The organism is Pectobacterium sp. CFBP8739 (genome assembly GCF_013449375.1).
Taxonomy (GTDB): Bacteria; Pseudomonadota; Gammaproteobacteria; order Enterobacterales; family Enterobacteriaceae; genus Pectobacterium.
Map to the genome: position 1 here is coordinate 396490 of NZ_JACDRR010000010.1, position 25658 is coordinate 422147.

General features: G+C 43.9%; 26 protein-coding genes and 1 pseudogene. 21 read left to right on the top strand and 6 right to left on the bottom strand.

Annotated elements, in window-relative coordinates; all coding sequences use genetic code 11:
• Positions 1–99 precede the first annotated feature (99 nt).
• The 13 genes and pseudogenes from wcaJ to H0247_RS19830 form a co-directional block, all read left to right on the top strand.
• On the top strand, positions 100–1509 hold the full coding sequence (gene wcaJ / locus H0247_RS10275) for an undecaprenyl-phosphate glucose phosphotransferase (RefSeq protein ID WP_180742440.1): 1410 nt from the start codon (positions 100–102) through the stop codon (positions 1507–1509).
• A gap of 161 nt (positions 1510–1670) precedes the next feature.
• Positions 1671–2804 carry an NAD(P)-dependent oxidoreductase gene (locus tag H0247_RS10280; RefSeq protein WP_116164739.1) on the top strand — a complete coding sequence of 378 codons (1134 nt, stop codon included), beginning with the start codon at positions 1671–1673 and terminating at the stop codon, positions 2802–2804.
• Between the two features lie 31 nt (positions 2805–2835).
• Positions 2836–3828, top strand: a complete 993-nt coding sequence (locus tag H0247_RS10285) for a hypothetical protein (RefSeq protein WP_180742441.1) — start codon at positions 2836–2838, stop codon at positions 3826–3828.
• Between the two features lie 46 nt (positions 3829–3874).
• Positions 3875–5185, top strand: coding sequence for a hypothetical protein (locus tag H0247_RS10290; RefSeq protein ID WP_180742442.1), 1311 nt, complete (start codon positions 3875–3877; stop codon positions 5183–5185).
• A 17-nt stretch (positions 5186–5202) separates the two neighbouring features.
• The gene (locus H0247_RS10295; protein WP_180742443.1) at positions 5203–6489 is read left to right on the top strand and encodes a lipopolysaccharide biosynthesis protein; all 1287 of its coding nucleotides are present in this window, start codon (positions 5203–5205) and stop codon (positions 6487–6489) included.
• Positions 6486–7739, top strand: coding sequence for a hypothetical protein (locus tag H0247_RS10300; RefSeq protein WP_180742444.1), 1254 nt, complete (start codon positions 6486–6488; stop codon positions 7737–7739). The genes H0247_RS10295 and H0247_RS10300 overlap by 4 nt, the downstream gene beginning before the upstream one ends.
• A gap of 58 nt (positions 7740–7797) precedes the next feature.
• Positions 7798–8379, top strand: a complete 582-nt coding sequence (locus H0247_RS10305) for a DapH/DapD/GlmU-related protein (RefSeq protein ID WP_180742445.1) — start codon at positions 7798–7800, stop codon at positions 8377–8379.
• 26 nt (positions 8380–8405) lie between these two features.
• Entirely contained in the window at positions 8406–9356 is a 951-nt protein-coding gene (locus H0247_RS10310) for an SIS domain-containing protein (protein WP_370463325.1), read from the top strand.
• Between the two features lie 182 nt (positions 9357–9538).
• Positions 9539–10384, top strand: coding sequence for a 3-deoxy-8-phosphooctulonate synthase (gene kdsA, locus H0247_RS10315; RefSeq protein ID WP_180742447.1), 846 nt, complete (start codon positions 9539–9541; stop codon positions 10382–10384).
• Between the two features lie 11 nt (positions 10385–10395).
• Positions 10396–10902, top strand: a complete 507-nt coding sequence (locus H0247_RS10320; RefSeq protein ID WP_219606689.1) for an HAD-IIIA family hydrolase — start codon at positions 10396–10398, stop codon at positions 10900–10902.
• Positions 10903–10920: 18 nt separating this feature from the next.
• Positions 10921–11712, top strand: a complete 792-nt coding sequence (gene kdsB, locus H0247_RS10325; protein WP_180742448.1) for a 3-deoxy-manno-octulosonate cytidylyltransferase — start codon at positions 10921–10923, stop codon at positions 11710–11712.
• A 3-nt stretch (positions 11713–11715) separates the two neighbouring features.
• On the top strand, positions 11716–13263 hold the full coding sequence (locus H0247_RS10330; RefSeq protein WP_180742449.1) for a glycosyl hydrolase: 1548 nt from the start codon (positions 11716–11718) through the stop codon (positions 13261–13263).
• A 49-nt stretch (positions 13264–13312) separates the two neighbouring features.
• Positions 13313–13435, top strand: a pseudogene (locus H0247_RS19830) (transcriptional regulator); the annotation flags it as partial.
• Between the two features lie 87 nt (positions 13436–13522).
• Here the strand turns inward: H0247_RS19830 and rfbD are convergent.
• From rfbD to rfbA, 3 genes are all read right to left on the bottom strand, one after another.
• Positions 13523–14374 (bottom strand): dTDP-4-dehydrorhamnose reductase, encoded by an 852-nt coding sequence (gene rfbD, locus H0247_RS10335; RefSeq protein ID WP_180742450.1) that lies wholly within the window; start codon positions 14372–14374, stop codon positions 13523–13525.
• Positions 14374–14907, bottom strand: coding sequence for a dTDP-4-dehydrorhamnose 3,5-epimerase (gene rfbC / locus H0247_RS10340; RefSeq protein WP_180742451.1), 534 nt, complete (start codon positions 14905–14907; stop codon positions 14374–14376). The genes rfbD and rfbC overlap by 1 nt, the downstream gene beginning before the upstream one ends.
• Before the next feature lie 75 nt (positions 14908–14982).
• Positions 14983–15858: a glucose-1-phosphate thymidylyltransferase RfbA gene (gene rfbA, locus H0247_RS10345; RefSeq protein WP_180742523.1), complete on the bottom strand. Its 876-nt coding sequence runs from the start codon at positions 15856–15858 to the stop codon at positions 14983–14985.
• Positions 15859–16040: 182 nt separating this feature from the next.
• Here rfbA and H0247_RS10350 point away from each other — a divergent pair, with 182 nt between their 5' ends.
• The 3 genes from H0247_RS10350 to H0247_RS10360 all read left to right on the top strand — a co-directional run bounded on the left by H0247_RS10350 (position 16041) and on the right by H0247_RS10360 (position 17689).
• Positions 16041–16301, top strand: coding sequence for a type II toxin-antitoxin system RelB/DinJ family antitoxin (locus H0247_RS10350; RefSeq protein WP_103972205.1), 261 nt, complete (start codon positions 16041–16043; stop codon positions 16299–16301).
• A gap of 3 nt (positions 16302–16304) precedes the next feature.
• Positions 16305–16583 (top strand): type II toxin-antitoxin system YafQ family toxin, encoded by a 279-nt coding sequence (locus H0247_RS10355; RefSeq protein WP_180742452.1) that lies wholly within the window; start codon positions 16305–16307, stop codon positions 16581–16583.
• Positions 16584–16792: 209 nt separating this feature from the next.
• Complete coding sequence (locus tag H0247_RS10360) at positions 16793–17689, top strand: sugar phosphate nucleotidyltransferase (protein WP_180742453.1); 897 nt, start codon at positions 16793–16795, stop codon at positions 17687–17689.
• A gap of 50 nt (positions 17690–17739) precedes the next feature.
• On the opposite strand, the gene H0247_RS10365 is transcribed toward H0247_RS10360, so the two are convergent.
• The 3 genes from H0247_RS10365 to H0247_RS10375 all read right to left on the bottom strand — a co-directional run bounded on the left by H0247_RS10365 (position 17740) and on the right by H0247_RS10375 (position 19382).
• Positions 17740–18459 (bottom strand): nucleotidyl transferase AbiEii/AbiGii toxin family protein, encoded by a 720-nt coding sequence (locus tag H0247_RS10365; RefSeq protein ID WP_180742454.1) that lies wholly within the window; start codon positions 18457–18459, stop codon positions 17740–17742.
• Complete coding sequence (locus H0247_RS10370; RefSeq protein WP_180742455.1) at positions 18452–18652, bottom strand: hypothetical protein; 201 nt, start codon at positions 18650–18652, stop codon at positions 18452–18454. Before H0247_RS10370 ends, H0247_RS10365 begins: the two co-directional genes overlap by 8 nt.
• Before the next feature lie 112 nt (positions 18653–18764).
• A complete protein-coding gene (locus H0247_RS10375) occupies positions 18765–19382 on the bottom strand; it encodes a plasmid pRiA4b ORF-3 family protein (protein WP_180742524.1) in 618 nt (205 codons plus the stop codon).
• A 248-nt stretch (positions 19383–19630) separates the two neighbouring features.
• Here H0247_RS10375 and gndA point away from each other — a divergent pair, with 248 nt between their 5' ends.
• The 5 genes from gndA to H0247_RS10400 all read left to right on the top strand — a co-directional run bounded on the left by gndA (position 19631) and on the right by H0247_RS10400 (position 25360).
• Positions 19631–21037: an NADP-dependent phosphogluconate dehydrogenase gene (gene gndA, locus H0247_RS10380; RefSeq protein WP_180742456.1), complete on the top strand. Its 1407-nt coding sequence runs from the start codon at positions 19631–19633 to the stop codon at positions 21035–21037.
• Positions 21038–21401: 364 nt separating this feature from the next.
• Positions 21402–21686, top strand: a complete 285-nt coding sequence (locus tag H0247_RS10385) for a hypothetical protein (protein ID WP_180742457.1) — start codon at positions 21402–21404, stop codon at positions 21684–21686.
• A gap of 75 nt (positions 21687–21761) precedes the next feature.
• Positions 21762–22439, top strand: coding sequence for a YjbF family lipoprotein (locus tag H0247_RS10390; protein ID WP_180742458.1), 678 nt, complete (start codon positions 21762–21764; stop codon positions 22437–22439).
• Between the two features lie 9 nt (positions 22440–22448).
• Positions 22449–23231 carry a capsule biosynthesis GfcC D2 domain-containing protein gene (locus H0247_RS10395; RefSeq protein ID WP_180742459.1) on the top strand — a complete coding sequence of 261 codons (783 nt, stop codon included), beginning with the start codon at positions 22449–22451 and terminating at the stop codon, positions 23229–23231.
• Complete coding sequence (locus tag H0247_RS10400; RefSeq protein ID WP_180742460.1) at positions 23228–25360, top strand: YjbH domain-containing protein; 2133 nt, start codon at positions 23228–23230, stop codon at positions 25358–25360. Before H0247_RS10395 ends, H0247_RS10400 begins: the two co-directional genes overlap by 4 nt.
• Positions 25361–25658: the final 298 nt, after the last annotated feature.

Below are 25658 nucleotides of genomic sequence, written 5' to 3' on the forward strand. Positions count from 1 at the left end.
TTGAAACTTATGATTCTATCTTATTAATTTGAGGGGATATATAAAAATAAAGATGAGAATTATTATGGGTTTTATTATTTCAAATAAAAGAGAGAGAAGATGATTAAAAGACAAGGGGATTTTATATACTCCAATGCTTCAATCATTTCAATATTACAGCGATTTTCTGATATAGCTGTGATATTGTCAAGCACTTTATTTGTTTCATTTTTTATTTATGGTGATGTTTTCTTAAAACACTGGTTGATAGCTTTAATTAGTCTCTCGACATTTCAAATGGTCGGTGGCATTACCGATTTCTATCGTTCATGGCGAGGGGTTAATTTTAGACTTGAAATGTATTCATTAGTTAGAAACTGGTTGCTAAGTATTATCTTTAGTGCGGGGGTTCTTTCTGTTATACCCAGTTTGTTTATTGATTTTTCTTATTATTTAACATGGTTTTTTGTTTCATTAATTGGCTTTTGTTTGGCTCGGATATCTATCCGGGTAATTGTCAGATATTTAAGAACAATGGGGTATAATCAGCGAAAAATTGTGATTGTTGGTGATTCTGTTGCTGGTGGGCATTTAATTCGGAGTATTATGAATGCGCCCTGGGTAGGGTTAAATATCATTGGCTATTATATGCCAGATGAAAACTCTGTTTCTGATACATATAACACTTTGAATGTTAAATTTTTGGGTGGGGTTGATGACTTAATAGCGAGTGCGCGTAATGGTGATATAGATAAAGTGTATATAACATTACCTATGAACGAATCTAAACTCATCAATCACATACTTAGAGAATTATCAGATACAACTTGCACGGTATTGTTAGTACCAGATATATTCACATTTAATGTATTGCGTTCTCGTAGTGAAACAGTAAATGGTATATCTGTTATATCACTCTATGATTCGCCCATGAGTGGAATAAATAGAATTATCAAAAGGCTTGAAGATATAATTATTTCTTTGTTAATTATATTAATGATATCTCCAATACTTTTTATTATTGCCATGCTGATTAAATTAACCTCTCCTGGGCCGGTTATTTTCAAACAGATGCGTTACGGTTTGGATGGCAAAGCAATAGAAGTGTGGAAATTTCGTAGTATGACCGTAATGGAAAATGGTGATGATGTCATACAGGCAAGAAAAAATGATCCGCGCTTAACTCCGATCGGTGGTTTTCTCAGGAAAACATCGTTAGATGAATTACCCCAATTTTTTAATGTCGTATTAGGCGACATGTCAATTGTTGGACCACGCCCACATGCTATTTACCATAATGAACAATACAGAAAACTGATTGATGGTTATATGCTACGTCACAAAATGAAACCGGGCATTACTGGCTGGGCACAAATAAATGGCTGGCGAGGAGAAACAGATACTCTTGAAAAAATGGAGAAAAGAATAGAGTTTGATCTTGAATATATTCAGTCGTGGAGTGTGTGGTTAGATGTGAAAATTATATTCTTTACCATTTTTAAGGGGTTTGTTAATAAATCTGCTTATTAATGTTCGGCATGTATGGTTCCTGGGTTTTAGTGATTATATTAAATTTATTGTTGTCATGATTAAGTTTTAATAACGATTAGCCTAGATGTCTATGACTATTTTAAAGTGTAATACCAATCTAGGAATAGATATTCGAAGGCGTTATAGAGGAGTTTTATTAAGTGAAGATTTTGATTACTGGTGGTGCGGGTTTTATCGGCAGTGCTTTGGCAATTGCTCTAGCGAAACGCGGTGATGAAGTTGTTGTGCTGGATAGTCTTTCTCCCCAGATCCATGGGGAAACCCCTGAGTCTTCAGCATTAGTGCAGCGATTGCCTAAAGCTGTTCGGTTTGTAAAAGGGGATGTCCGTGATCGTAATGATTGGGCTAAAGTATTGCCTGGTTGTGATGCTATCATCCATCTGGCTGCTGAGACAGGCACTGGACAATCCATGTATGAAATTGATCGTTATGTGGATGTCAATGTGCGTGGTACTTCGCTGATGTTAGATATCTTGGCCAAGAAAGAGCTTGGAAGTGAGTCCGTCAGACGTGTCGTAGTTGCTTCATCGAGAGCAATATACGGTGAAGGCAAGTACCAGGGACGCAATGGTTTTGTCTACCCAGAAGCACGAAATCTTTCCGATCTGGAAAATGGTATTTTTGAATGCAGAGATCCTGAAACGGGCGATATCGCTAAGCTTGTGCCAACTGATGAGACTTCTCTAATTCATCCAACTTCTATCTACGGTATTACCAAGCAAGTACAAGAGCAGCTCGTGCTGACCAGTGGCACGGCTTTGGGGGTTGGTTCTGTCGCGCTGCGTTATCAAAATGTGTATGGGCCAGGACAATCGCTGAAAAATCCCTATACAGGTATTCTCTCAATATTTTCTACGTTATTGCTGCAAGGCAAGGATGTGAACATATTCGAGGATGGAAAAGAAAGTCGAGATTTTGTCTACATTGATGATGTTGTTGCCGCAACGATTGCTGCTGTAGATTCCGATGTCACTGGGGTGGCTTATAACGTCGGCACTGGTGAATCGATTGATGTACTGACCGTAGCAAATACATTAAAGGCGAACTACGGTAAAGGCGGAAGCATTCGTATATCAGGAAATTTCCGTGTGGGTGATATTCGACATAACATGGCTGATCTCAGTAAGGTTAAGCGGGAGATTGGTTTTGTATCTCAAGTATCATTTGATAAGGGAATTAAAGCTTTCTGTGATTGGGTAAAAACACAAGAAATCAGTGATTCGGGTTATGAACGCTCTGTAACTGAAATGCGTGAAAAAGGTTTGCTAAAATGATGTCGATGTATACTTGCATGGAGGGGATAGGATGACCTTGTCAGGCAAACGGATCCTGTTTATAGCGCCTATGTTTTTTGGTTATGAGAAGTTGATAAAGGACGAATTGGAGCGAAAAGGGGCGCTTGTTGACTATTTTAACGATCGCCCAGACAATTCATTTTTAACAAAGTCATTGGTTCGTATCGATCGCCGATTGCTGGCTAAGAAAACAAATCGTTATTATGAAAATATAATCAAGGTAACGAGCAGCCATTTATACGATTATATTCTTATTGTGCGTGGTGAAGCAATTTCTCAGTCAATGTTACATAAGTTGCGGCTGACACAGCCGCAAGCTCGCTTATGTTTGTATTTATGGGACTCAATGCACTACAACCCGAACGCACGGAACATTTTAAACGAGTTTGATTGCGCTTTTTCTTTTGACCGATCCGATGTCGAGAATAACTCACGACTTGAATTCTTACCGTTGTTTTATGGCCGGGATTTTGACCGTTCTGCAGCATGGACAGGTCCTCATACTTATGACGCCTGTTTTATCGGTACAATTCATACCGACCGCTATAAAGTGCTAGAAAAAATTCTTGATGATTTGCAGTCTCGTGAACGCCGTGTATTTGTATTTTGTTATTATCCATCACGAATATTGTATCGGCTACGCGCCTTCATCGACCCTGGTTTCCGTCGATTTGGCAACAAATACGTGAGTTTTGTCGGTATGAAACTTTCGGATGTTGTTGATAAAATTGCTGACAGTAGAGCCGTAATTGATGTGAATCGTCCAGATCAACTTGGGCTTACCATGAGAAGTCTGGAAGCAGTTGGTGCACAGCGTAAGCTGATCACCACTAATGCTGATATTGTCAATTATGACATTTACAATCCAAACGCAGTGTTGGTTGTCGATCGGAGCAATCCATATATTGAAGATGCATTTCTGGCAGCAAGTGAGTTGCCGTTTTCTACTGAAATCAGAAATGAATATTCAGTTTCTGCATGGGTGGATAGAATTTTTAGCTAAAAGTTATTCTAATTTTATTTGTGAACAATGGATCAGAGAATGAAATATGAATAGGGCTATTGTGGGTTATTCAAAAGTTGAAATCCGCACTAAAGTGACCATGAAATTAGTTCTTGTTTGGTTATCATTAGCTACGATATTTATGTCAGGGTTGTATACTCCAACACCTATCGGGATTATGTTTTGGAGTTACATACTGATGAGTATGACATTTATTCTGATGGCAGTGATAAATCGAAGTATCGGTCTTAAAAATGTTTGGTTGATTTTCTTTGTAATACTTCAAGCGTGTTCATTGGTCAGTATAATGCTGACTTATTCAAATTATGGGGATTTACTGGAGCGGTTTATCTCATCTACGGCAAAAGTATTTCTTCTTTTTATATTTGTGATTTTTTATTATTTGATTTACCGAACATCTAATCACTCTGTTGTCGAGTTATTTTATCGTTATTTTCAAGTTGCTGTTTTCTTTTCTTGGCTTGGTGTATTACAAGAGTTGATTTTTATTCTCTCGGGAATGGATATTTTTGGTTTGATAGGTGGCGGCGCTAAAAATCACGGAGCTTATCTAGGAATTGCTGGGTTAAGTGTAGAGCCGGCTTTTTATGCTTGTGCCCTATTACCTGCCGCAGCCTATTCTATTTCAGAGTTTGTTCGTAGCTTTAAAATTACTATAAATAGTTTTGTTTTAATTCTGTCTGTAATTTTGTCTACATCCTCTCTGGGATATCTTGGATTGTTTGCTGCTGCTGCGCTTTCTTTTTTTATAGGAATGAATAAAAAAAAATTATGGATGGTGCTATTATCATTACCACTCGTGTTGATAATGGTTTATAAATTGACTAGTACCGATTTTTTTCAACTACGCTGGCATGATACTGTTTCTGTTTTACAAGGTGGTGAATTAACAATGGAAGATGGTATGAATATAAGTACCTATTCTGCAGCTGTTAATGCGATTATTGCCATATCCTCAGTAAAGGATAACTATGGCGGAGGGGCTGGTTTCGGAACATATAGCACTGTGTTTGATAAATATATTAATCAGTATGAAATGCCCACATATCGTGACACTCTCCCTGGAAGAGGATCTGCTACATCTCTATTTAGCCGTGCAACAGCTGAAATGGGGGTCGTTGCTTGGCTATTTTTCGTCCTAGTTGGTAGCTGGTGCTGGCGCATACTTAGAAGAAGTACATGTAAGCCAATAGCTATTGCCTATGTATCAACCCTTTTAATTATCCTCATGCGGATGGGAGAATACTACGCCAACGGCGTTATTCTTGTTTTTTTGATGATCTATTGGATGAAGAAAGAATATGAATTTCATCCTAATGATAAGCCTAAAATCTAGAGGCAGTGTGATTAATCATGCATAAGCGTTTACTCGCAGTGTTCTCTACTCTAATGCTAAGGGGATTGGGGTCTGGGATTTCTGTCATATTCACTATTCTTGTTTCTAGATATTTAGAAACATCATCAGCCGCTCATTTTTTCTTTCTTTTCAATATAAGTACAATTGCGGCCGTGTGTTTTCGTTGGGGGTTAGATGAAGTTATTGTTCGTAGAGTAGCAGCTTCTTCAGAAAATGAGGTCGATGATATTGCTAATGGAGTAATAGGACTTGCTCATCGTCGTATACTCATATGGGGTATTCTGGCAATGTTAGCGATGTTTGTATCTGTTAATTCACTCGATCGAGAGTTATTGCATGGGATAGGGTTGTTTGAAGGAGGTATTGTTATTTTTTCTGCAGTAATGATTGCATTGGTAGCTTGTGCGGCACGGATAAAACAAGGCTTGGGATATACGAACTTGGCGACGTTTTTATTAAATATTGCTGTTCCGATGTTTTCATTGATTGTAATGTTGGTTTTTCTACTTTCGGGTATTACGATAGATTCTGGTAAATTAATTCTTATCTATGCTTCAGTTTCTGTAATATGTTATCTTTTTGTTATTTTTCGCCATTACGGAAGCCCAGTAAAAATCATTATTAAAGTTACACGACATACATTAAATGATGTGAGAAAAGATGCCTATGCTGCCAATAAACTGGGTGTTGTTGTCTTAGCGCAGCAAGCACTAATCTGGACTGCGTTGTTGGTAATACCTCTGATGTATGGTAGTGAACAGTATAAAGGTTTTGTTGTTGCGCAAAAATTATCAATGTTGATTAGTCTTTTGATGCTTGCTGTAAACTTTACTTTTTCTTCTCGGTTTGCATCTCTCCATGCAGCAGGAAAGTTGAGTGAATTAAGAAGAATAGTTAGTTATTCGGCAGTAGCTATTCTTGTTGCAAGTATTGGCGTGTTATTTATTATGATTATTGCGAAAGATTTTATTTTACAATATGCGAAAATTGATACTGACATGACTGATGTATTGATGATTTTATTAGTAAGTCAAGTTCTTTTTTCACTGACTGCTTTATTTTCTGTAGTATTGAGCATGTGCCGAGATGATAATTATCTACTTCTTTCCCAGAGTGTAACTAACACACTAGGTGTAATAATATTTATAACAGTAAGTTTCTCTTTTAGCATCGAATATGCATGTATGGTTTTTTTTGTTATCTATTTTGCACTTTCATTATTATTAGGTGCACGTGCATACCAACTGACAGGAAAATCCAGATGTGAGGTATCAAGTTTATGACAGTTGGACGTGAATTCGAACGTATACAAAAATTTAAGCACAGCGGAAGTGCTGTTTTGGATGGTGTAAATTATGCGTACGTCATCGCGCCCTATTTATATGATATATCCTTTGTTGGATGGTGTAAGAGGCTTGTTTTTTCGCTGTTTTTCTCAACATCCCTTAGGCCAATAAACATCGAAGGACATTCTTTGTTATTGTTTTATTCATGCCGAAAAAAAAACAGGCCTGATTATGACTATGTTATAACTGGTGTGCGGAATTCATTGAATAACGATTACGACTATGTTGAATCTGAAGAACAGTTTTCATTACTCCAATTTTTGCCGACACTATATAGACTACCTTCTTCTTTTAAATTAACTTCAGGGTATGAAAAAGGGCTGATGCAACGGTTTAGTGTTTCCTTATTGATTGCTAAATACCGAACTACTGCTGTGAACGTTATGAGTGTCTTGTCTGGTCACCGTAGCTGTGTTGTAACTTTTTGTGATGCTCATCCTCCTGAAAATTTATTTGCTCAGATGGCTAAAGCCATCGGCATCTTTACGGTGACTAACCAGCATGGGCAATACCGACTATTAAACCATAATAATATGAGTCCAGATGCTGAAGCCTATGCAAACTTCGTAAGTGAGAGGATGCTTTGTTGGGGAGCTGCGACACGCTCTGAGTTCGTTAAATTTGGTGTATCCCCTGAACGTATGATGATCACTGGGTGGATCAGACAATGCCAACGTGTGCAGAAGTCTGAAGATGGGAGTCGTACTGGAATTTTGGGGGTGATGCTAAATGGAGAAAATGGGAAGGAATCAAATTTTGTTCTAATTCAATCGGCTAAGCACGTTGCGAGTGCATTGGCAATGCGCTATTTCGTCAGATTACACCCAGCAAATGATGCTAATAATTACTCTCATCTTTTAGATGAAAATTGTGTTGCTATTGAACGTTGTGGTTTACAAGATTACTTAGCAAAGGTTGATTTTAGTATTGCCCATATGTCTGGGGCCGTTATTGAAATGCTATGTTCTGGTTCTCTTATTTACTTGTTAGATGACGGCTGTCTTGCCGATATATTTTGTATTAATGGCTTGAGTTATAAACATAGTGACGACATTGTCTTGGCTGTTAGTGAAGATTTAGAATCGCCGAATTTAAGTAAGAAACGGATGCTTGAGTTGGGGCATTGGTTTAATGATGACAGTGACCAACCAGAACATATCAGGTCGGCTATTTATTTTAATGGCTAGACAGATTTATTGTTAATGGTATTGCTGTATATTATAATGTTGATTTTTTGGTATTTTTATGCATTTTATTTATAAAGTAATTTGGATAATTCGTGCCTTCATTTATGGTGTTTTTTTGGGAAGGTTCGGGTTTCCTGGTTATATAGGTCCACCTATGTTTATACAAGGGTGGAAGCGAATATTTATCGGTAAGCGAGTTCGTGTTTTTCCAGGTTTACGGGCAGAGTGTCATGGCGAAGGGCGATTGTTTATTCATGATAATGTATCTATAGGGCAGGGTTTTCATGTTACCTGCATGGGTGATTTACATATTAAAAAAGGAGTTTTAATAACAGGATATGTTACAGTCACTGATATAGAACATGAATATATGTCGGTTGACTCCCCCATTTTAGAGCAACCTATGATTTTAAAAAAAACTGAAATCGGTGAAAATTCTTTTATAGGTATGGGGGCTCGAATTCAAGCTGGTACGATTCTTGGCAAAGGTTGTATTGTGGGCGCGAATGCAGTTGTAAGAGGTGTTTTTCCTGATTATTCAGTTATTGTAGGTGCCCCTGGAAGAGTTATCAAACGCTATAATCCAGAGACTTCATCGTGGGAACGTGTTTGCGAAGTGGAAAAACATTCCCAAGATTAATAATAGATAAGAGAAGAATGGCAAATATGAGCACGATATTTGATACTAACCTCGATTATGTCGCAGTTGCACGCCATGTCTTTAATATTGAGGCTAGAGCTGTTGCTGGGCTTTATAATAACTTGGATGAGCAATTTAATTGGGCTGTTAGATATATTCTCGAGTCCAAAGGTCGGGTTATTATCTGTGGTATGGGAAAATCAGGGATAATAGGTAAGAAAGTTGCAGCAACTATGGCAAGCACCGGTACGCCCAGTTTTTTCATGCATCCTGGTGAGGCCTATCACGGCGATTTGGGAATGGTAACGCATGAAGATGTGTTTGTTGCCATTTCTAATTCAGGCGAAACCGACGAAGTTGTTAAGTTGTTACCCTTCCTGAAGGATAACGGTAATATTTTGATTGGTATCACAGGTAATCCGGATTCAACTTTGGCGCGTGCGGCTGATTGCCATCTTAATGTACATGTCAAGCAAGAGGCATGCCCGCTGCAATTGGCACCAACGTCTTCTACCACCGCTACCTTGGCAATGGGGGATGCGTTGGCGATAACCCTGATGGAAGCTCGTGGTTTCAAGCCTGAGAATTTTGCCCGTTTCCACCCCGGTGGCTCACTTGGAAGACGTCTACTCAGCAAAGTGGAGTATGAGATGTTCAAGGGTACGCTGCCTTTTGTGGAGGAAGATACACCCTTAATGGATGTTATTGCGACGATAACGCACTCCAGCTTAGGGCTTGCTATTGTTCGCACCAAAGACAGTTGGGCCGTTATTACCGATGGTGATATCCGGCGGGCTCTTGAACAACACGGTAAAGATTTTTTTGATCGCAAAGCCGTTGAGGTGATGACCCGCAACCCCGTACGCGTCTCTGTTGGCACGCGCACAGAGGATGCACTGCAATTAATGGAGCGGCGAAAAATTTCTGCATTGCTTGTCTTCGACCGCGATGATCTGGTCGGTATTTTTAAAAAATAACCGTGTGATTAATCATTCAAACTGATTTCCAAGCTTGTTAGTGAGTGTGCCTTATAGGACGAATAATATAATTGATGTGTTAATTATTCATTCTGAATAATGGTTGATGTTGTAATTTATTGAAACTGATAGTTCTTAATTGTATCGGTTTCTCTTCAAATATAGTGGGTAAGGGTTTAATTATGGAAGTTGTAATTTCAAAAAATATAGTGGTTTCAAACCAACGTCCGTTTGTATTATTCGGCGGTATTAACGTTTTAGAAGATTTAGATTCAACGTTATCGGCTGTTGAACACTATGTCAATGTAACGAGTAAACTTGGTATCCCCTATGTGTTCAAAGCCTCTTTTGATAAAGCAAACCGTTCATCCGTTAAGTCTTTTCGTGGCGTCGGTTTGCAAGAGGGATTGAGAATATTTGAAGAAGTTAAAAAGCGTTTCGATGTACCGGTAATTACTGATGTTCATGAGCCAGAGCAGGCCTCTGTAGTCGCAGAAGTGGTTGATGTGTTGCAGATTCCTGCGTTTCTCGCTCGACAAACCGATTTGGTCGTCGCTATTGCAGAAACTGGGCGTGTGATAAACATCAAAAAACCGCAATTTATAAGCCCTCAACAAATGAAGCATATCGTGAGTAAAATTCGCGAAGCGGGGAACGAAAAAATCATCCTTTGTGAGCGTGGTGCGCAATTCGGCTACGATAATCTTGTAGTCGATATGCTGGGGTTCAGAGAAATGATTGAAGCTTGCGATGGGTTGCCGGCCATATTCGATGTTACCCACAGCCTCCAACGTAGGGATCCAGGTAGCGCTGCCTCCGGTGGTCGCCGTCGACAAGTCTTAGAGCTAGCAAGGTCGGGGATGGGCGTCGGGCTAGCAGGGCTGTTTCTTGAGTCTCACCCCGATCCCAATAATGCGCGCTGTGATGGTCCCAGTGCTCTGCCTCTGGCTGCATTAGCGCCTTTTCTAACTCAAATCAAAGCGGTTGACGAGCTAATTAAATCTTTGCCTGCTTTGGAGATTGAATAAGGATGAGATCGGTGTATCAAGGGCCGATTCGTTTGGTGTTATTCGATGTTGATGGGGTGCTGACCGACGGTTCATTATACCTGGATGAACAAGGAGAGCGTTTTAAAGCATTCAATGTCAGAGATGGATTAGCTATTGCGTTGTTACATGCGCACGGTTTACGTGCTGGTGTGCTGTCAGGGAAAAGCAGTAAAGCGCTGGATTTTCGAATCCAGCAGCTTAAATTCGATGTAACCATAACAGGACACTTGGAAAAGCGTGAAGCTTACGAGGCAATTAAACGCGAGCAGATGTTAGATGATACGCAAATTGCTTATGTGGGTGATGATGTTGTTGATCTTCCCTTGGCTGGGATTGTTGGCTGTTTTTACGCCCCTTCCGATGCACATTCTTTGGTACTAGAGGCTGCGGATTATGTAGTCACATCCCAAGGTGGGAAAGGGGTGGCAAGGGAGGTTGTTGAGCGTATTTTGCAAGCGGGGGGGGGCTTTCTCTCCAGCAGGCCTATCAGCCATTGATTGCGCAATGGGGGAGATATGATGCAGTCCAGTGAATCTAGGTTAAAAGTTGTTATTCCGGCACGTTATGGTTCCACTCGGCTGCCAGGTAAACCATTGATCGATCTTTCTGGTAAGCCGATGATCGTGCGTGTATATGACGCTGTCCGTTGCGCGTTGCAAGATGCAGATATTGTGGTTGCTTTCGATGACGCACGTATTCAGTCTGTTCTTCGTGCCTATGATGTGCCTGGCATCATGACTGATGTTAATCATGAATCGGGCACAGATAGAACAGCAGAAGTCGTTCGAAACATAGGGTGGTCAGGTAGTGACATCATAATCAATGTGCAGGGTGATGAGCCCTTGGTTCCGGCAGCGTTGCTGCGCGCATTTGCGAATTTTTGCAGGCAATCGGCAAATTTTTCAATGGGCACAGTTTCAGTTCCTATTGAAACGATGAACCAACTACACGATGCTAATGTTGTCAAACTTATGTGTGACAAAGATAGCCATGCTATCACCTTCTCAAGATGGGCGGTGCCATTCAATCGCGAGTTACCTCCTGAAAAATGGGATATAAAAGCTTATTCAAGGCATATTGGTATTTATGCTTATCGCGCTGATATTTTAGATAAAATCACGAAAACGCCGCCATGCCAGTTGGAGATGAGCGAAAAACTTGAGCAGTTGCGAGCACTTTGGTTGGGGATCCCTATCCATGTATTACATTGGGATGGTGTTCCACCACAGGGAGTGGATACTGCAGAAGATGTCGAGCGTGTCATTGCTATTCTGAATGCAAATGCGGTGTCTTTAGCGGGAGAATAGAGTATGAATCTAGGGGTAGTTGCAATGTTGAACCGTCTCTTACGGAGCAAATCTATAATATTAGGCAGCACATTATGTGCCGCTATGCTACCTCATACCCTTTGGGCGGATATGGAAAATATATGGCATGCTAAAGGGTTAGATCAGTATGTGGTCGAATCTAATAAGGATGCGTGGATCGAAATAGTGCAATCTCCCTGTGAAGATAACCTGTCCTATTCCATCTCTGACATTATGGGACGCGAAGTCGACTCCGGTAGCGTAGCCAGTACTAACTGCACGTCAAAGGTAAAGTTGAATTTACCCAATGGATATTATCATTTAAATATAAAAGGTGTCGCAAGAGGTATATACGCGCATCAACAAAAAAAAATCCCGAGCTTTTTTGGTATGGATGTTGCGCTGAGTTATATTGTTAAGGATGACTCTCTACGGGGTCAATATATATCGCTTCTCAGTCAGATCGGAATCAATGTTGTAAGGGATAGATTAATGTGGGGCGATTTGTCCCCTAATAATAAAATATGGGATGGTATATACTATATTGATAAACTCAGGAGGAAATATCAACAGGCTAATATAAAAGTATTGGACGTTGTTCAGGTTCCAGTATTAGAACATTTAGTGTTTCCTGACTCTGATAAAATTATGGGTGATTTTCCTAAAATCACCCATAAATGGAAGGATACTTGGATTGGTATAGAACCAAAAAATGAGCCAAATAATTTAAAAGGTCAAAGGTTATCAGCGGAGGACATGGTGGAATACGTTGAGAGATACCTCTCTTATTCCAGAGAAATGCACACCGCTGTTGGCAATGATGTTTTGGTTGTTAATGGTGCCTTTGCTGGCGGCCTCAATGCTAATGCGGCCTTTTCGGAAGCTATCTCGTCACGTAAAGACTTTTTTGAATCCAAAGGTGATTTTAGTTTTCACAGTTACGAAACTGCTGAAAATCTGACAAAAATATTGACTCAATATAAATCATGGCTCAAGTCAAAGGGCTTTTCTGGTAATGTATGGATCACTGAATCAGGAAGAAACGCCTACTCTGATGATCTGACAACCGTCAACCAGCAGAATATGGATGTGGCCGTACAAATTGCTGCTAAAGCAATAGTGGGTTATAGCGCTGGGGTTAAACATTATTTTCCGTTCGTACTGCCTTTTTATACTGAAAAGGACCCGCGAGGAAGAACCAGATATTTCGGTTTGACAAGTAAAGATGGCAGCCCAAATCTCAGTCTTGCTGCTTACATTCAAGCAGGAAAAATACTGGCTGGATCGCCACAAAGTGATGTGAAATTTTTAGCCTTTGACCATGGATTCAAGGCATTAATTCCCTCTGACGAGAATATTGCCATTGCTGTATACAACAATTCAAACGAAAAAAAGGCTTTCCCCACAGGAGCTATGTATGCCGAAGGGGTTGATGGCCGGAGAATTGAAAAAGGACAGGGTGATTTCTTACCTGATGAAAAATTGGTGTATTTCTATTTTTCAAAAGAAGAGAGTACAGCGGCAAGCCATTTCTTTGCTGAAAGAATGTAATGGGAATTACAGGCACTACCGCTTCTCAAGGTAATAACCGAGATTAACACAGCCAAGGATAGCCAAAATGGAACAGGCGAGTAATGATCCACGGTTTTCCATCCTGAAACGGAATGTGACCGCTTTCAAGGTGAAACTTCCGACAGGAAAAAGAGTGGCGTTCCATCTTTGACTCAGCGAATTTTACTATCTTAAAAAACGCCTGATGTAATTGCATCAGGCGTTTAACAATGTTAATCGATATGGCTCAGCCCAGGATTTAATCGCCAATTGTTGTGCTTAACGCACTCTGCCAATCAGATAACGCAATTCCCAATCCCTTTATTTTGTCCCCAGCAAGCGTTGAATAAGCAGGTCGGTGTGCTGGTGTGGGATACTGCTCTGTGGTGATCGGCGTGAGCGTCGGCGCTTTACTCAGCACCGCTTTCTGTACCGCCACAGTAAATATCGCTTGGGCAAATTCAAACCAACTTACTTCTTTATCACCCGTGTAGTGATAAATCCCCCCAGCAGCCTGTTGCTGTAGCAGTGCAATAATCGCTTGCGCAATATCGCCAGCATAGGTTGGGCAGCCGCGCTGGTCACCCACAATACTTAATGCATCTCGCTCTTTTCCTAACCGCAGCATGGTTTTCACAAAGTTATTGCCATATTCGCTAAATACCCAAGCGGTGCGCACGATAATCGCATTAGGTGCAGCCGCGCTAACAGCGTGTTCACCCGCTAGCTTGGTGCGGCCATAGACGCTCAATGGGTTTGTCGGGCTTTCTTCGGTATAAGGTGTGCTGGCGTTACCATCAAACACGTAGTCGGTAGAAACATGCACAAACCGAATACCGTGCTGTGCCGCAACGCTTGCCAGGTTCGCTGGCCCTGTTGCATTAATGCGTTCCGCCAGTTCTATTTCACTTTCTGCTTTATCCACAGCTGTGTAAGCCGCTGCGTTAACAATGGCATCGGGTTTAAAGGCTGTGATGGCGGCGGTGACTTGAGCCAGTTCGGTGATATCCAATTCAGCAGAATCGGTAGCAAGAATCTGCCAGCCAGTCGGCAGCCGGTCCTGAAAACAGCGCCCGAGTTGGCCGTTAGCGCCGGTCAATAGCACTTTCATTAGTCCAGCTCCTTGAAGCGTTTTCCCAGTTTGTCTTTTTCTGAAAGCAGTGGAGATTCCAACGGCCAGTCAATACCCACATCTGGGTCGTTCCACAGTAGGCAGCCTTCATCAGAAGGTTGGTAATATTCCGTACATTTGTATTCAAAATCTGCAATGTCAGAGAGCACGGCAAAACCGTGTGCCAACCCTGGCGGCAGCCAAAATTGCGTTTTGTTCTCTTCGGTTAATAACACGCCAAACCACTTACCATAACTGGGCGAATCACGGCGAATATCCACCGCAACATCGTATACTTCACCGCGTACTACGCGCACCAATTTGCCTTGCGGGCGGTTTTTTTGGAAATGCAGCCCGCGCAATACACCTTTAGTGGAACGCGAGTGGTTATCTTGCACAAAATCCAGATCAATATTTAGCATTTGCTGATAGCGATTTTTTTCAAATGTCTCCAAAAAAAATCCGCGTTCATCACCAAAAACCTTGGGCTGAATGACTTTAGCGCCATAAATAGGGGTGTCGATAACTTGCATAGTATTTTTCAATAAGTGTTAGGTTAAATGTGAGTTTATTTTCGTTCAACATCCCCAGCATACGCCGAGAAATATTTACGGACGGTTTTCCTCAAGCAATCGTGACAGATACTGCCCATATTGCGTTTTACTCAGTAAATGTGCTTCTTTCGCTACCTGTTCTTGTGACAGCCACCCTTTTCTGAAAGCGATTTCTTCCAGGCAGGCAACTTTAAATCCTTGGCGTTTCTCGATGGTATGAATAAATTGTGATGCTTCAATCAGGCTATCGTGTGTGCCGGTGTCCAACCAGGCGAAACCTCGTCCTAATAGCTCAACATCTAGATTTCCTTGCTCTAGATACATCTGATTCAACGTGGTGATTTCTAATTCACCGCGGTGTGAGGGTTTTACTTGCTTCGCCATTTCCACGACATTGCTATCATAGAAGTACAATCCGGTAACGGCCCAGTTTGACTTCGGTTTCACCGGTTTTTCTTCTATCGACAGCGCTTTGAAATCCTGATCAAATTCGACGACGCCAAACCGCTCGGCATCAGTGACCTGATAGCCGAAGATCGTTGCGCCTTCTTCTTTTGCCGCCACGGACTCAAGTTTCTTGCCAAAGCTTTGACCAAAATAGATATTATCGCCGAGTACCAGCGCGCAGCGTTCCCCATTGATAAATTCTTCACCGATGATAAAGGCTTGAGCCAATCCATCAGGGCTGGGTTGTACTGCGTAGCTAAGCGCAATGCCAAAACGGCTTCCATCGCCCAACAGGCGTTGAAATGCTGGCATGTCTTCGGGGGTCGTGATTATCAGTATTTCTCGGATGCCTGCGAGCATGAGAACTGAAATAGGATAATAAACCATCGGCTTATCATAGATTGGCAATAGCTGTTTAGAAACGCCGCGAGTAATCGGGTATAGCCGAGTACCACTTCCCCCTGCAAGCACGATCCCTTTCATCAACAATTTCACCTTTATTGTATTAAACGTTATCTCTAAATCGTCGTTCAAGTATATCACCCTGTTTCACCAGAATTGTCTGATGTATCAGAAAAAGTAACGAATGCAGGAGTGGATATGTTTTTGCTTTTGTAGCTCAATTGAGCTACATTTTGAGTACCCACTGGATGGAGGAAAATATTATGGCAGCGAATGCATTTGTACGTGCCCGTATTGATGAAAATCTTAAAAATGAAGCAGCGGAAGTGTTGGCTAGCATGGGGTTGACGGTATCGGATCTGGTGCGCATAACGTTAACGAAAGTTGCTAAAGAAAAAGCGCTTCCATTTGATATGCATGTCCCTAATAAGCTTACCGCACAAACGATGGCTGACAGCGAGAAAGGGGTTGATGTCCATACAGCAAAAGATGCCGCCGATCTGTTTGATAAATTAGGGATCTAATGAATGAAAAAGCAAAGGGAGATTGCATATTCTGGTCAATTCCAACGTGATGTGAAAAAAGCGCAACGGAGACATAAAAACATGAACAAGCTTAAAACGCTTATGCAGCTTTTGCTTGAAGATAAACGACCGTTGCCACAGGAATATCAGGATCACCCCCTCCAGGGAAACTATAAAGGCTACAGAGATGCGCACATCGAACCGGATTGGCTTCTTATTTATAAACTGACCGATGATGTTTTGCATTTTGAACGTACAGGGACGCACGCTGACCTTTTCTAAATAGATTCATAAAGATGATTTTGTTGCGGAATGTTCTTTACTGGCACGATGATAAAAACAGAACGTTCCAGCACATCATAAAAAGTCTCAACCTGAGATCACTTTATGGCTGATTAGGTGTAATCTTAGTGTCATGCGTGGTGTAGTGGTATTACGCTGCCAGATTCAGGTAAACAGATAAAAACCATCAGATTGAAGAGAGTCAATCCATGACATCATTGAAAGCGATTATCCCTGTAGCAGGTTTAGGGATGAATTTGTTACCGGTGACCAAGGCCATTCCTAAGGAAATGTTGCCGCTGGTTGACCGCCCGGTGATCGAGAAGATCGTTAACGAATGCGTTAACGCAGGAATTAAAGAAATTGTTCTGGTGACGCATGCGTCAAAAAACGCGATTGAGAACCACTTCGATACCTCGTTTGAGCTTGAGTCTCTGCTGGAAGAACGCGCCAAGCGCCAACTGCTGGCCGAAGTACAGTCTATCTGTCCGAAAGGCGTGACGATCATGAACGTTCGTCAGGGAGAAACGCTGGGGTTAGGGCATGCGGTCTCCTGTGCTCGCCCCATCGTTGGCGATAGTCCGTTTGTGGTGGTGTTGCCCGATGTGGTGCTGGATGAAAGCACGGCCGATCAGACGAAGGAAAATCTGGCGTTGTTGATCTCCCGTTTTGAAGAAACAGGACGTAGCCAGGTATTGGTTAAGCATCGTCCTTATGAGGTGTTGCCTGAGTATTCTGTCGTCGATTGTGACAAACCGCTGGTGAACCCAGGCGATGCCGCTGCGATTACGTCGATGATCGAGAAACCTGAGGCGCCGTCTGAAACGGGGTCTGACCTGTCTGCGGTCGGGCGTTATGTGTTAACCGCCGATGCCTGGCCATTGCTGGAAAAAGCCGTTCCTGGCGCATGGGGACGTATTCAGTTAACGGATGTGATTGCTGATATGATTGCAACTCAGCAGGTTGATGCCGTGCAGATGGCGGGCAAGAACTTTAACTGCGGCCGTAAATTGGGTTATGCACAGGCGTTTGTTGCCTATGGGCTGCGCAACCCTGAGTTTGGTGCCGAATTTAAAGAAAGCATTAAGGCGCTGCTGAAAAAGTAATATTGCGGATAGGATTAAACCGCAGGTAGAGGCATCTGCGGTTTAGCTTTTTAATACTGGAATAAGTAATCATCTGGATCGACAGGCGAAAAAAACAGTTTAAGCGTAGTAACGATGCGTTCTTGATTTTCCTTCGAAATACGAAGGTCCTGCATGCATTTTTCAAAATAACTCTGATTTCTATTGAGCATTGAAATAGCATCCCTATACGCTTTGTCAACAGATGGACCGTATACTGCTCTGGCCTTATCCCAGGCTTCTTGAGGGATATCTCCCCATGTTGACTGCATCATTGCCAGATCAATAACGTCTTTGCTCTGTGCTGACTTATCTAAACCGCGATCGGCGTTAGCAAGTAATTTTGTAGCGAAAAGATCGACCTTTCCTAAGGTTGGAACACCGAGAAGACGGTAACCTAAGGTTAGGTCGAGTCTGGATTCACTGACAAATTCCAGCCTAATGGGGCATCCTTCAACGTCAATCCTCCCTCTGATCCCATATTGGTCTTTACGGATATCTCCAATTGTAGAGATAGAAGAAGAAAATAAAGGTGAAAAATCATTGCCATAAAGTAATGTGCGTAGCTTGCTGTAGCCATCGCGAGATGAACATAGAAAGTCAATATCTACAGATTCTCTGTATTCATTAAGCATCATGACAATGGCGGTTCCACCGGCAAAATAGCAGCAAGCCTCATCTAAAAGGTGCTGGGAAAACGCGCCAAGAACTTTTGCGATGCGATTATGATGCGCCAATTGAAATTCAGACATTGAGAAAACCGTATCCTACTTCCTTGGTTAGTCGTTCAATGAGCTTTTTTTCATGAGCAGTTAGTTCATTTTGTTCAATATATTTCCAGTTACGCTCGTAGAAATTGAGTGCTTCACGATCATTAAATTGGGCATCAGGGGCTAGATACCAAGCACAGGCTTTCATTTGTGGATAATCGGCAACTCTTATCATATGTCCCCCGTCTAATTTTGTTCATTATACAACCACTTTTTTGTGCCTTCAAATTAGGCGCGTCGACCCTGAAGGCGTGGCCGTGCAGGCAGGGCTGAGTTTACTCTCGGCTCTATTCAAACCAGGGAAGCGTTCTGTCGCGAGACCATTTAGCGTATTGAAACAATTCTCTATTAACTAGATTTTCATCAAAATGGAGCAGGAATTCAGGAGCCAACGCGCGAAATTCATCCGGAATGCCAAGCCACTCCAGCATTTCTTCATGTTCTTCATGTTTAGGATCGTTAAGAATTTCGCGTAGCCGGAAATACCCTGGAATCCCTCCGCAGTCCTCTGGTGGGCAACCGCCTTCGCCATCGAGGCAATGAAGAACACCTGATTCGCCATCGTCAGAGTAAGCACTGTTCTCCAACGTAACAACGTGTTCCCAGCTATCGCCGAAATCATAAATATACTGTAGTGAATTGCCTTTGCGTTTCAACAGTGTGTCAAGACGATGCAGGCTCTCTTCCTCAACATAGTCACTGTGGTCAAGATCATTGAACGTATCAGTAAATCGCTGTTTTTTATACATGAATTCATGCAGATGGCTATCTTCCCAGCCCATGGTTATTTGCAGCACATCATGTAACCGGTCAAGCGTGATGTTGGCAGGGACAACAACACGTCGCCAGATAGTTGGCTGGGAGCTTAAGAGTGAAATTTTTAGTAGATAGCGTTTTAGCGGCATAGCTGATTCTCTTTCAGTGGGGGGAAGCAGCTCGATGGTAAGTGAAGCCAAAGATCTTGTATAGCGTGGTATTCTGAAGAATAGATTACGCTTTTGCCTTTTAGGCATTTTCGCTATCAAACCAATCACTATCCACTCACGTAAAGCTGAGTTACCATGTTGGCCTGTTTTTAAATTGCCTGCGGGGTCGCAACGCGAGACGTTGTCGCTATTGTAGGCAGGTTATCCTTCAGACTGGAGTTGCTTTAATGTCCAAACAGCAAATTGGCGTTGTCGGTATGGCGGTGATGGGGCGCAATCTGGCGCTGAACATTGAGAGCCGTGGCTATAGCGTTTCCATCTTTAACCGTTCTTCCGATAAAACCGATGAAGTTATCGCGGAAAATCCGGGTAAAAAACTGGTGCCTTCTTACACCGTTGAAGAGTTTGTCGCATCCCTGGAAAAACCCCGCCGTATTCTGCTGATGGTGAAGGCCGGTGAAGCAACCGATAAGACGATTGAATCGTTGAAGCCTTACCTGGAAAAAGGCGATATTCTGATCGATGGCGGTAACACCTTCTATAAAGATACCATTCGCCGTAACCGCGAGCTGTCCGCGGAAGGGTTTAACTTCATCGGTACAGGTGTATCCGGTGGGGAAGAGGGCGCGCTGAAAGGGCCTTCCATCATGCCGGGTGGTCAGAAAGAAGCGTATGAACTGGTTGCGCCGATTCTGGAGCAGATTGCCGCGCGTGCGGATGGCGAAGCCTGTGTGACCTACATTGGCGCTGATGGTGCCGGTCACTACGTTAAGATGGTGCATAACGGTATTGAATACGGCGACATGCAACTGATTGCTGAAGCCTATGCACTGCTTAAACAGGCACTGAATCTGGGCAATGAAGAGCTTGCCACGACGTTCTCCGAGTGGAACAAAGGTGAGCTAAGCAGCTACCTGATTGAAATCACGGCCGATATCTTCACGAAGAAAGATGAAGAAGGTAACTATCTGGTTGATGTGATTCTGGATGAAGCGGCGAACAAAGGTACAGGTAAATGGACCAGCCAAAGCTCTCTGGATCTGGGCGAACCACTGTCTCTGATCACGGAGTCTGTTTTTGCTCGCTACCTGTCTTCACTTAAAGATCAGCGTGTTGCGGCATCTAAAGTGCTGACGGGCCCAGCGGCTCAGGCATTTGGTGGCGATAAAGCGGAATTTATCGAGAAAGTGCGTCGTGCGCTGTATCTGGGTAAAATCGTGTCTTATGCTCAGGGTTTCTCACAGTTGAAAGCGGCATCTGACGAGAATAGCTGGGATCTGAACTACGGCGAGATCGCCAAGATTTTCCGCGCAGGCTGCATCATTCGCGCACAGTTCCTGCAAAAAATTACCGATGCGTATGAGCAGAAAGCAGATATCGCTAACCTGCTGTTGGCACCTTACTTCAAGAAAGTGGCGGACGAATATCAGCAAGCGCTGCGTGATGTGGTTTCTTACGCGGTTCAGCAAGGTATCCCAACGCCAACGTTCTCTGCGGCCATCGCTTATTACGACAGCTACCGCTCCGCTGTGTTGCCTGCTAACCTGATTCAGGCTCAGCGTGACTATTTCGGCGCACACACCTATAAGCGTACCGATAAAGCAGGCGTATTCCATACCGAATGGCTGGAATAGCCGTTTCTTATGCTTTACTAGCAATTTTTGTTAACAAAACGCCAGATTAGGAAATGTCTGGCGTTTTTGTATTGATGGATCAATGGATTGATATCGTTAAGATATCGAAGATTTTAGTGGATGAACCGTAAGTTTTAGTAAAGCAATCTGCTTTTTTACCGAGAACATTACTGTTTATTACCGAGGAATCTTGCTATTTTTAACCGTGTTGCAAAAATTCTGTTGTAGTTTTGCTTTCTGGTGTTATTTCAAGCGGCGATGGCATCGCCATGAAACGGTGAATGGTTACCAGATTAGAAGGACGGGGTATGGTCTTCTCGACGGTACTCCCCCTGAAGTAGACCATGTTAAAAAGGAAATCGTAATGAAGAAAACGTTAATCACGTTAGTTGCCGTACTGGCTATGTCGTCAAATGTGTTTGCCGCGCCGGCCGGTGCTGGCGCTGGTGCTGCTGGTGCTGGTGCTGGTGCAGCCGCTGCGGGTGCTGCGGGTGCTGCGGGTGCTGGTATTGCTGCGGGCACGACGGCCCTGGTGGCTGTTGGTGCTGCTGCGGCAGTCGGTGTTGCTGCTGCGGTTGCTGTTGCTAGCAGCAACAACAGCAATAGCACTGGGACGTCAACGTCAACGACCACTAGCACTGCTCGTTAAGTTCGTTTTAATTCTGAGGCCACTTCGGTGGCCTTTCTTTTTCTGGGCTACGCTGTTCAACGAGAACTGCATTTCATGGCAAAAATGAAACGAATGGCAAAAATGAGGGTGCTGATTGCCATACCTCTTTTATCTATGGTGCTGACGGGCTGTTCCCAGAACGTGGAACAGGTGAGGAAAACCTTCAAACTGGCGTTTTTTGGTCAGGATGATACCTATGTAACGGCAAGCAAAGTGGCGAATACACCCTATGCTTCGGCTTATCTGAAGGTAGGTGAGGCTCCACAGGCGTTTGTCGTGCTCGCCTTTGTGGAAGGCCATCGCTTGACGTGGCTTGGTGCTGATAAAAATATGATCGAGACCCGACAGGGTCGCTTAGTAAAAACACAGGGCTTCGGCGAAGACATTGCTTATGTGGATAACCTGCAACAGGATCCGCTGGCGTTAGGGTTATTGAAGGCTTCGACGCCAATGACGTGGCAGAGCCGAGTTGAGTGGTCTCAAGTTTTCCGCGGTGGTTACGAAACCACATCTGTTTTTCAGGCCCGTGGCAAAGAAACGATAACAATACTAGACACCCCGCGTGAGCTGCTGCGTTTTGATGAACGAGTAACCATCCCGGCCTTGAAGGAGTCTTACACCAATAGCTACTGGCTCGATCCCGCTAACGGAAACGTGGTGAAAAGCCAACAGTATATGGGGCCGGATATGGCACAGGTCACCTTCACCGTATTAAAACCCTACGCACAATAAGGGGCTGCAATGTTGGCACTCAATCGTATCGCGACGTTGTTGCTGCTGGTTTCCGGCGTTGCGACGTCTGCGCAATTGACGGTGAAATCGCCGCAAGAGACGATCGCTGTCGTTAAGTTGGATGACGGTACGCGTCTTGCACAATTTTATGAACAGGTTCCCTGGCCACAGAATATCAACTGGCAAACGGCGTTTATTTCTGATTTCGCGACCACGCAGAAGGTTCGCGCACAGGGTGATGTCTTGCTGCAAAAGCTGGCAGAGCTGGAAACGCGCTGGCGTAATTCGGGTGATGGCGATTTAGCGATCTCCGCTTGGCTGCTGAGAAAAACCCTGACGCCAATTAATGTTGCGGGTCGTATTCATACCGAGCTGGATCCTGACCGCGTGCGTGTCTATGTAGAAAATAATCGCCCTCTGGTGGGGGAATATGCGCTGTATGTGGCACCGCATGATGACAGCGTGTCGCTAATCGGTTTGGTCAATACCTCTGCCGATGTAGGGGAACTGGAGACGTCGGGGAAAGTGGCACTGCGTGCCGGATGGTCGGTCGAAAATTATCTCTCTGGACGTCGGTATCTTGCCGGTGCCGATAACAGTTATGGCTATCTGATTGGGGGAGAAGGGCAGTGGCGTAAAGTGCCGTTGGCACTGTGGAACCGTCAACACATAGAACCTGCTGCGGGCGAAATGCTCTTTATTGGCTTCGATCCCTCGGTTTTACCTCAGGATATGTCATCACTTAACGATCAACTTGCTGACTACCTTGCTAACCGGACTCCACTCGAATGACAAAGAACAGAAACGTTAAATTAAGCTGTCTGTCGTTGGCGATCGGCGGCATCTTGAGTGCGCAGGCCATGGCGGCAGAAACAGAAAGCACTCGTGCGTCAACTAACCCCAATCTGCGTTTTCAGCCTGCGGGTGTTTCACAGTCTGATTTTGGTGGCACGGGGCTGTTGCAAATGCCAACAGCACGTATGGCGGAAACGGGGGAATTTAGCTTCAACTACCGCGACAACGAGGAATATCGACGCTATTCCCTCTCGCTCCAGCTCTTTGACTGGCTGGAAACCACCGTGCGTTATACCGATATCCGTACTCGTCTTTATAGCAACGATCCGTCTTTCAGCGGCAGTCAAACTTACAAAGATAAGGCCTTCGATATTAAAGCTCGTTTATGGCAGGAAAGCTATTGGTTGCCGGATGTGTCTCTGGGGTTACGCGATATTGCCGGTACGGGGCTATTTGATAGCGAATATCTGGTAGCCAGTAAACGTATGGGGCCATTTGATTTTACGCTGGGAATGGGCTGGGGGAATATGGCTGAGAGTGGAAATATTAAAAACCCCGCTTGCACGCTGAAAGCCAGTTTCTGTTCTCGCACGGAAAGCACTGAGACTGGACAGTTTGAAGTCGGGAACTTTTTCCATGGCCCAGCCGCACTGTTTGGTGGCGTGGAATACCAGACGCCTTGGGATCCGCTACGGTTAAAACTGGAATATGACGGTAACGACTACAGTAATGAAGCCGCTGACCGAGAGCGCCGAGAAAAGATCAAGCAAGACTCGCCTTTCAACATTGGCGCCGTTTACCGTGTGGGGGAGGCGTTAGATACCACACTGTCGTGGCAGCGCGGCAATACGCTGATGTGGGGCTTTACCCTACGCACTAATTTCAACGACTTGAAGCCGAATTATTTAGACGATGCGCCACCGGTCTATGCCCCCGTGCAGGATGGTAAAGGCACAAATTGGCAGCTTGTCTCGAAAGAGTTGCATGATAAGGCGGGCTTTAAAGACGCTGATATCTATGCCGATCAAAAACAGGTCACCATTGTTGCCGAGCAGACTAAGTACCGTGATAGCGAAGAAGCCACACAGCGTGGCGCGACGGTATTAGCGAACCACGTCCCAGGCAATATTGATGAATATCACTTTGTTCAGCGCAGCCAGAGTTTGCCGATTGCCAGCACGGAAGTGGATGCCAAGACTTTTCATCGAGTTAAACAGGCTGCCGTCCCGCTTGGGCAACCAGAGCCTGAAACGCATCGCAAAGAGCCGGTCTCAGACGTGCGTGGTCAGCAGGTGTTGCTCGCACAACCCGATCGTTTGACCTATTCATTCGATCCTGCACTGTCTCAGTCTGTCGGTGGTGCTGAAGCCTTCTACATGTACCAGATTGCGCTGAGGGGGGGGGCAGATTATCGCTTAAGCGAGCATTGGAGTGTGGGGGGCAGTGCGTTGCTGAACCTAGTGAATAACTACGATAAGTTCAACTACAAAACACCTCCGTTAGATGGTGCAGCGTTGCCGCGTGTCAGAACCTGGGTGCGTGAATACGTCACCTCTTCGGATCTGTTGCTGACCAATCTGCAATTGACTCGCAGGGATAATCCCGCGCAGGACTGGTATACCCAGGTTTACGGCGGCTATCTGGAAATGATGTACGCCGGTGTTGGTTCCGAAGTGTTGTATCGTCCGTTTGGTAAAAGCTGGGCGCTGGGTATGGATGTCAACTATGTCAAACAGCGCGACTGGAACGACATCATGAGAATGGCTGATTACGATGTGGTGACCGGCCATCTGACGGCGTACTGGGAACTGCCGTTTGTGGAAGGTGCGGTGGCAAAAGTGAGCGTGGGTCGTTATCTGGCAGGGGATAAGGGGGTCACTCTCGATCTGTCTCGCCGCTTTGACAGCGGGATTGTTGCCGGTGCGTTTGCGACCAAAACCAACGTGAGTGCCGCTGAATATGGGGAAGGGAGCTTTACGAAAGGCTTCTACATTTCTATACCGTTTGATCTGCTGTTCACTGAACCGACGGTGAAACGTGGAGCCGTTGGTTGGGTGCCGCTGACTCGTGATGGTGGCCAAATGCTAGATCGCCGTAACCCGTTGTATGGTGTCACCGAGCACTAATCGATCCCTGTTCGTTTAGGGTGTTAATCAAGCCCGTCATGGTCAAGTACCACGACGGGCTTTTTTGTGCGTCTTTACGGTACGGGATTTTGTTTAGTAGTAACTGCATTGAACTATTTCATTTTGTTATTGTTTGTATCTTAATCATATTAGATCAGTCGGAAGGATTCTGCGCTGCTATTCCTGATTGACTTGTAATTTAACAGGTTAATCGCGGTTCTCTCACTGAGGGAGGGCATCGTTGAGACGAAGTGTGTCCTGTGGGTAATGATTGAAATAGTTTTGTCATGGAAGGTTC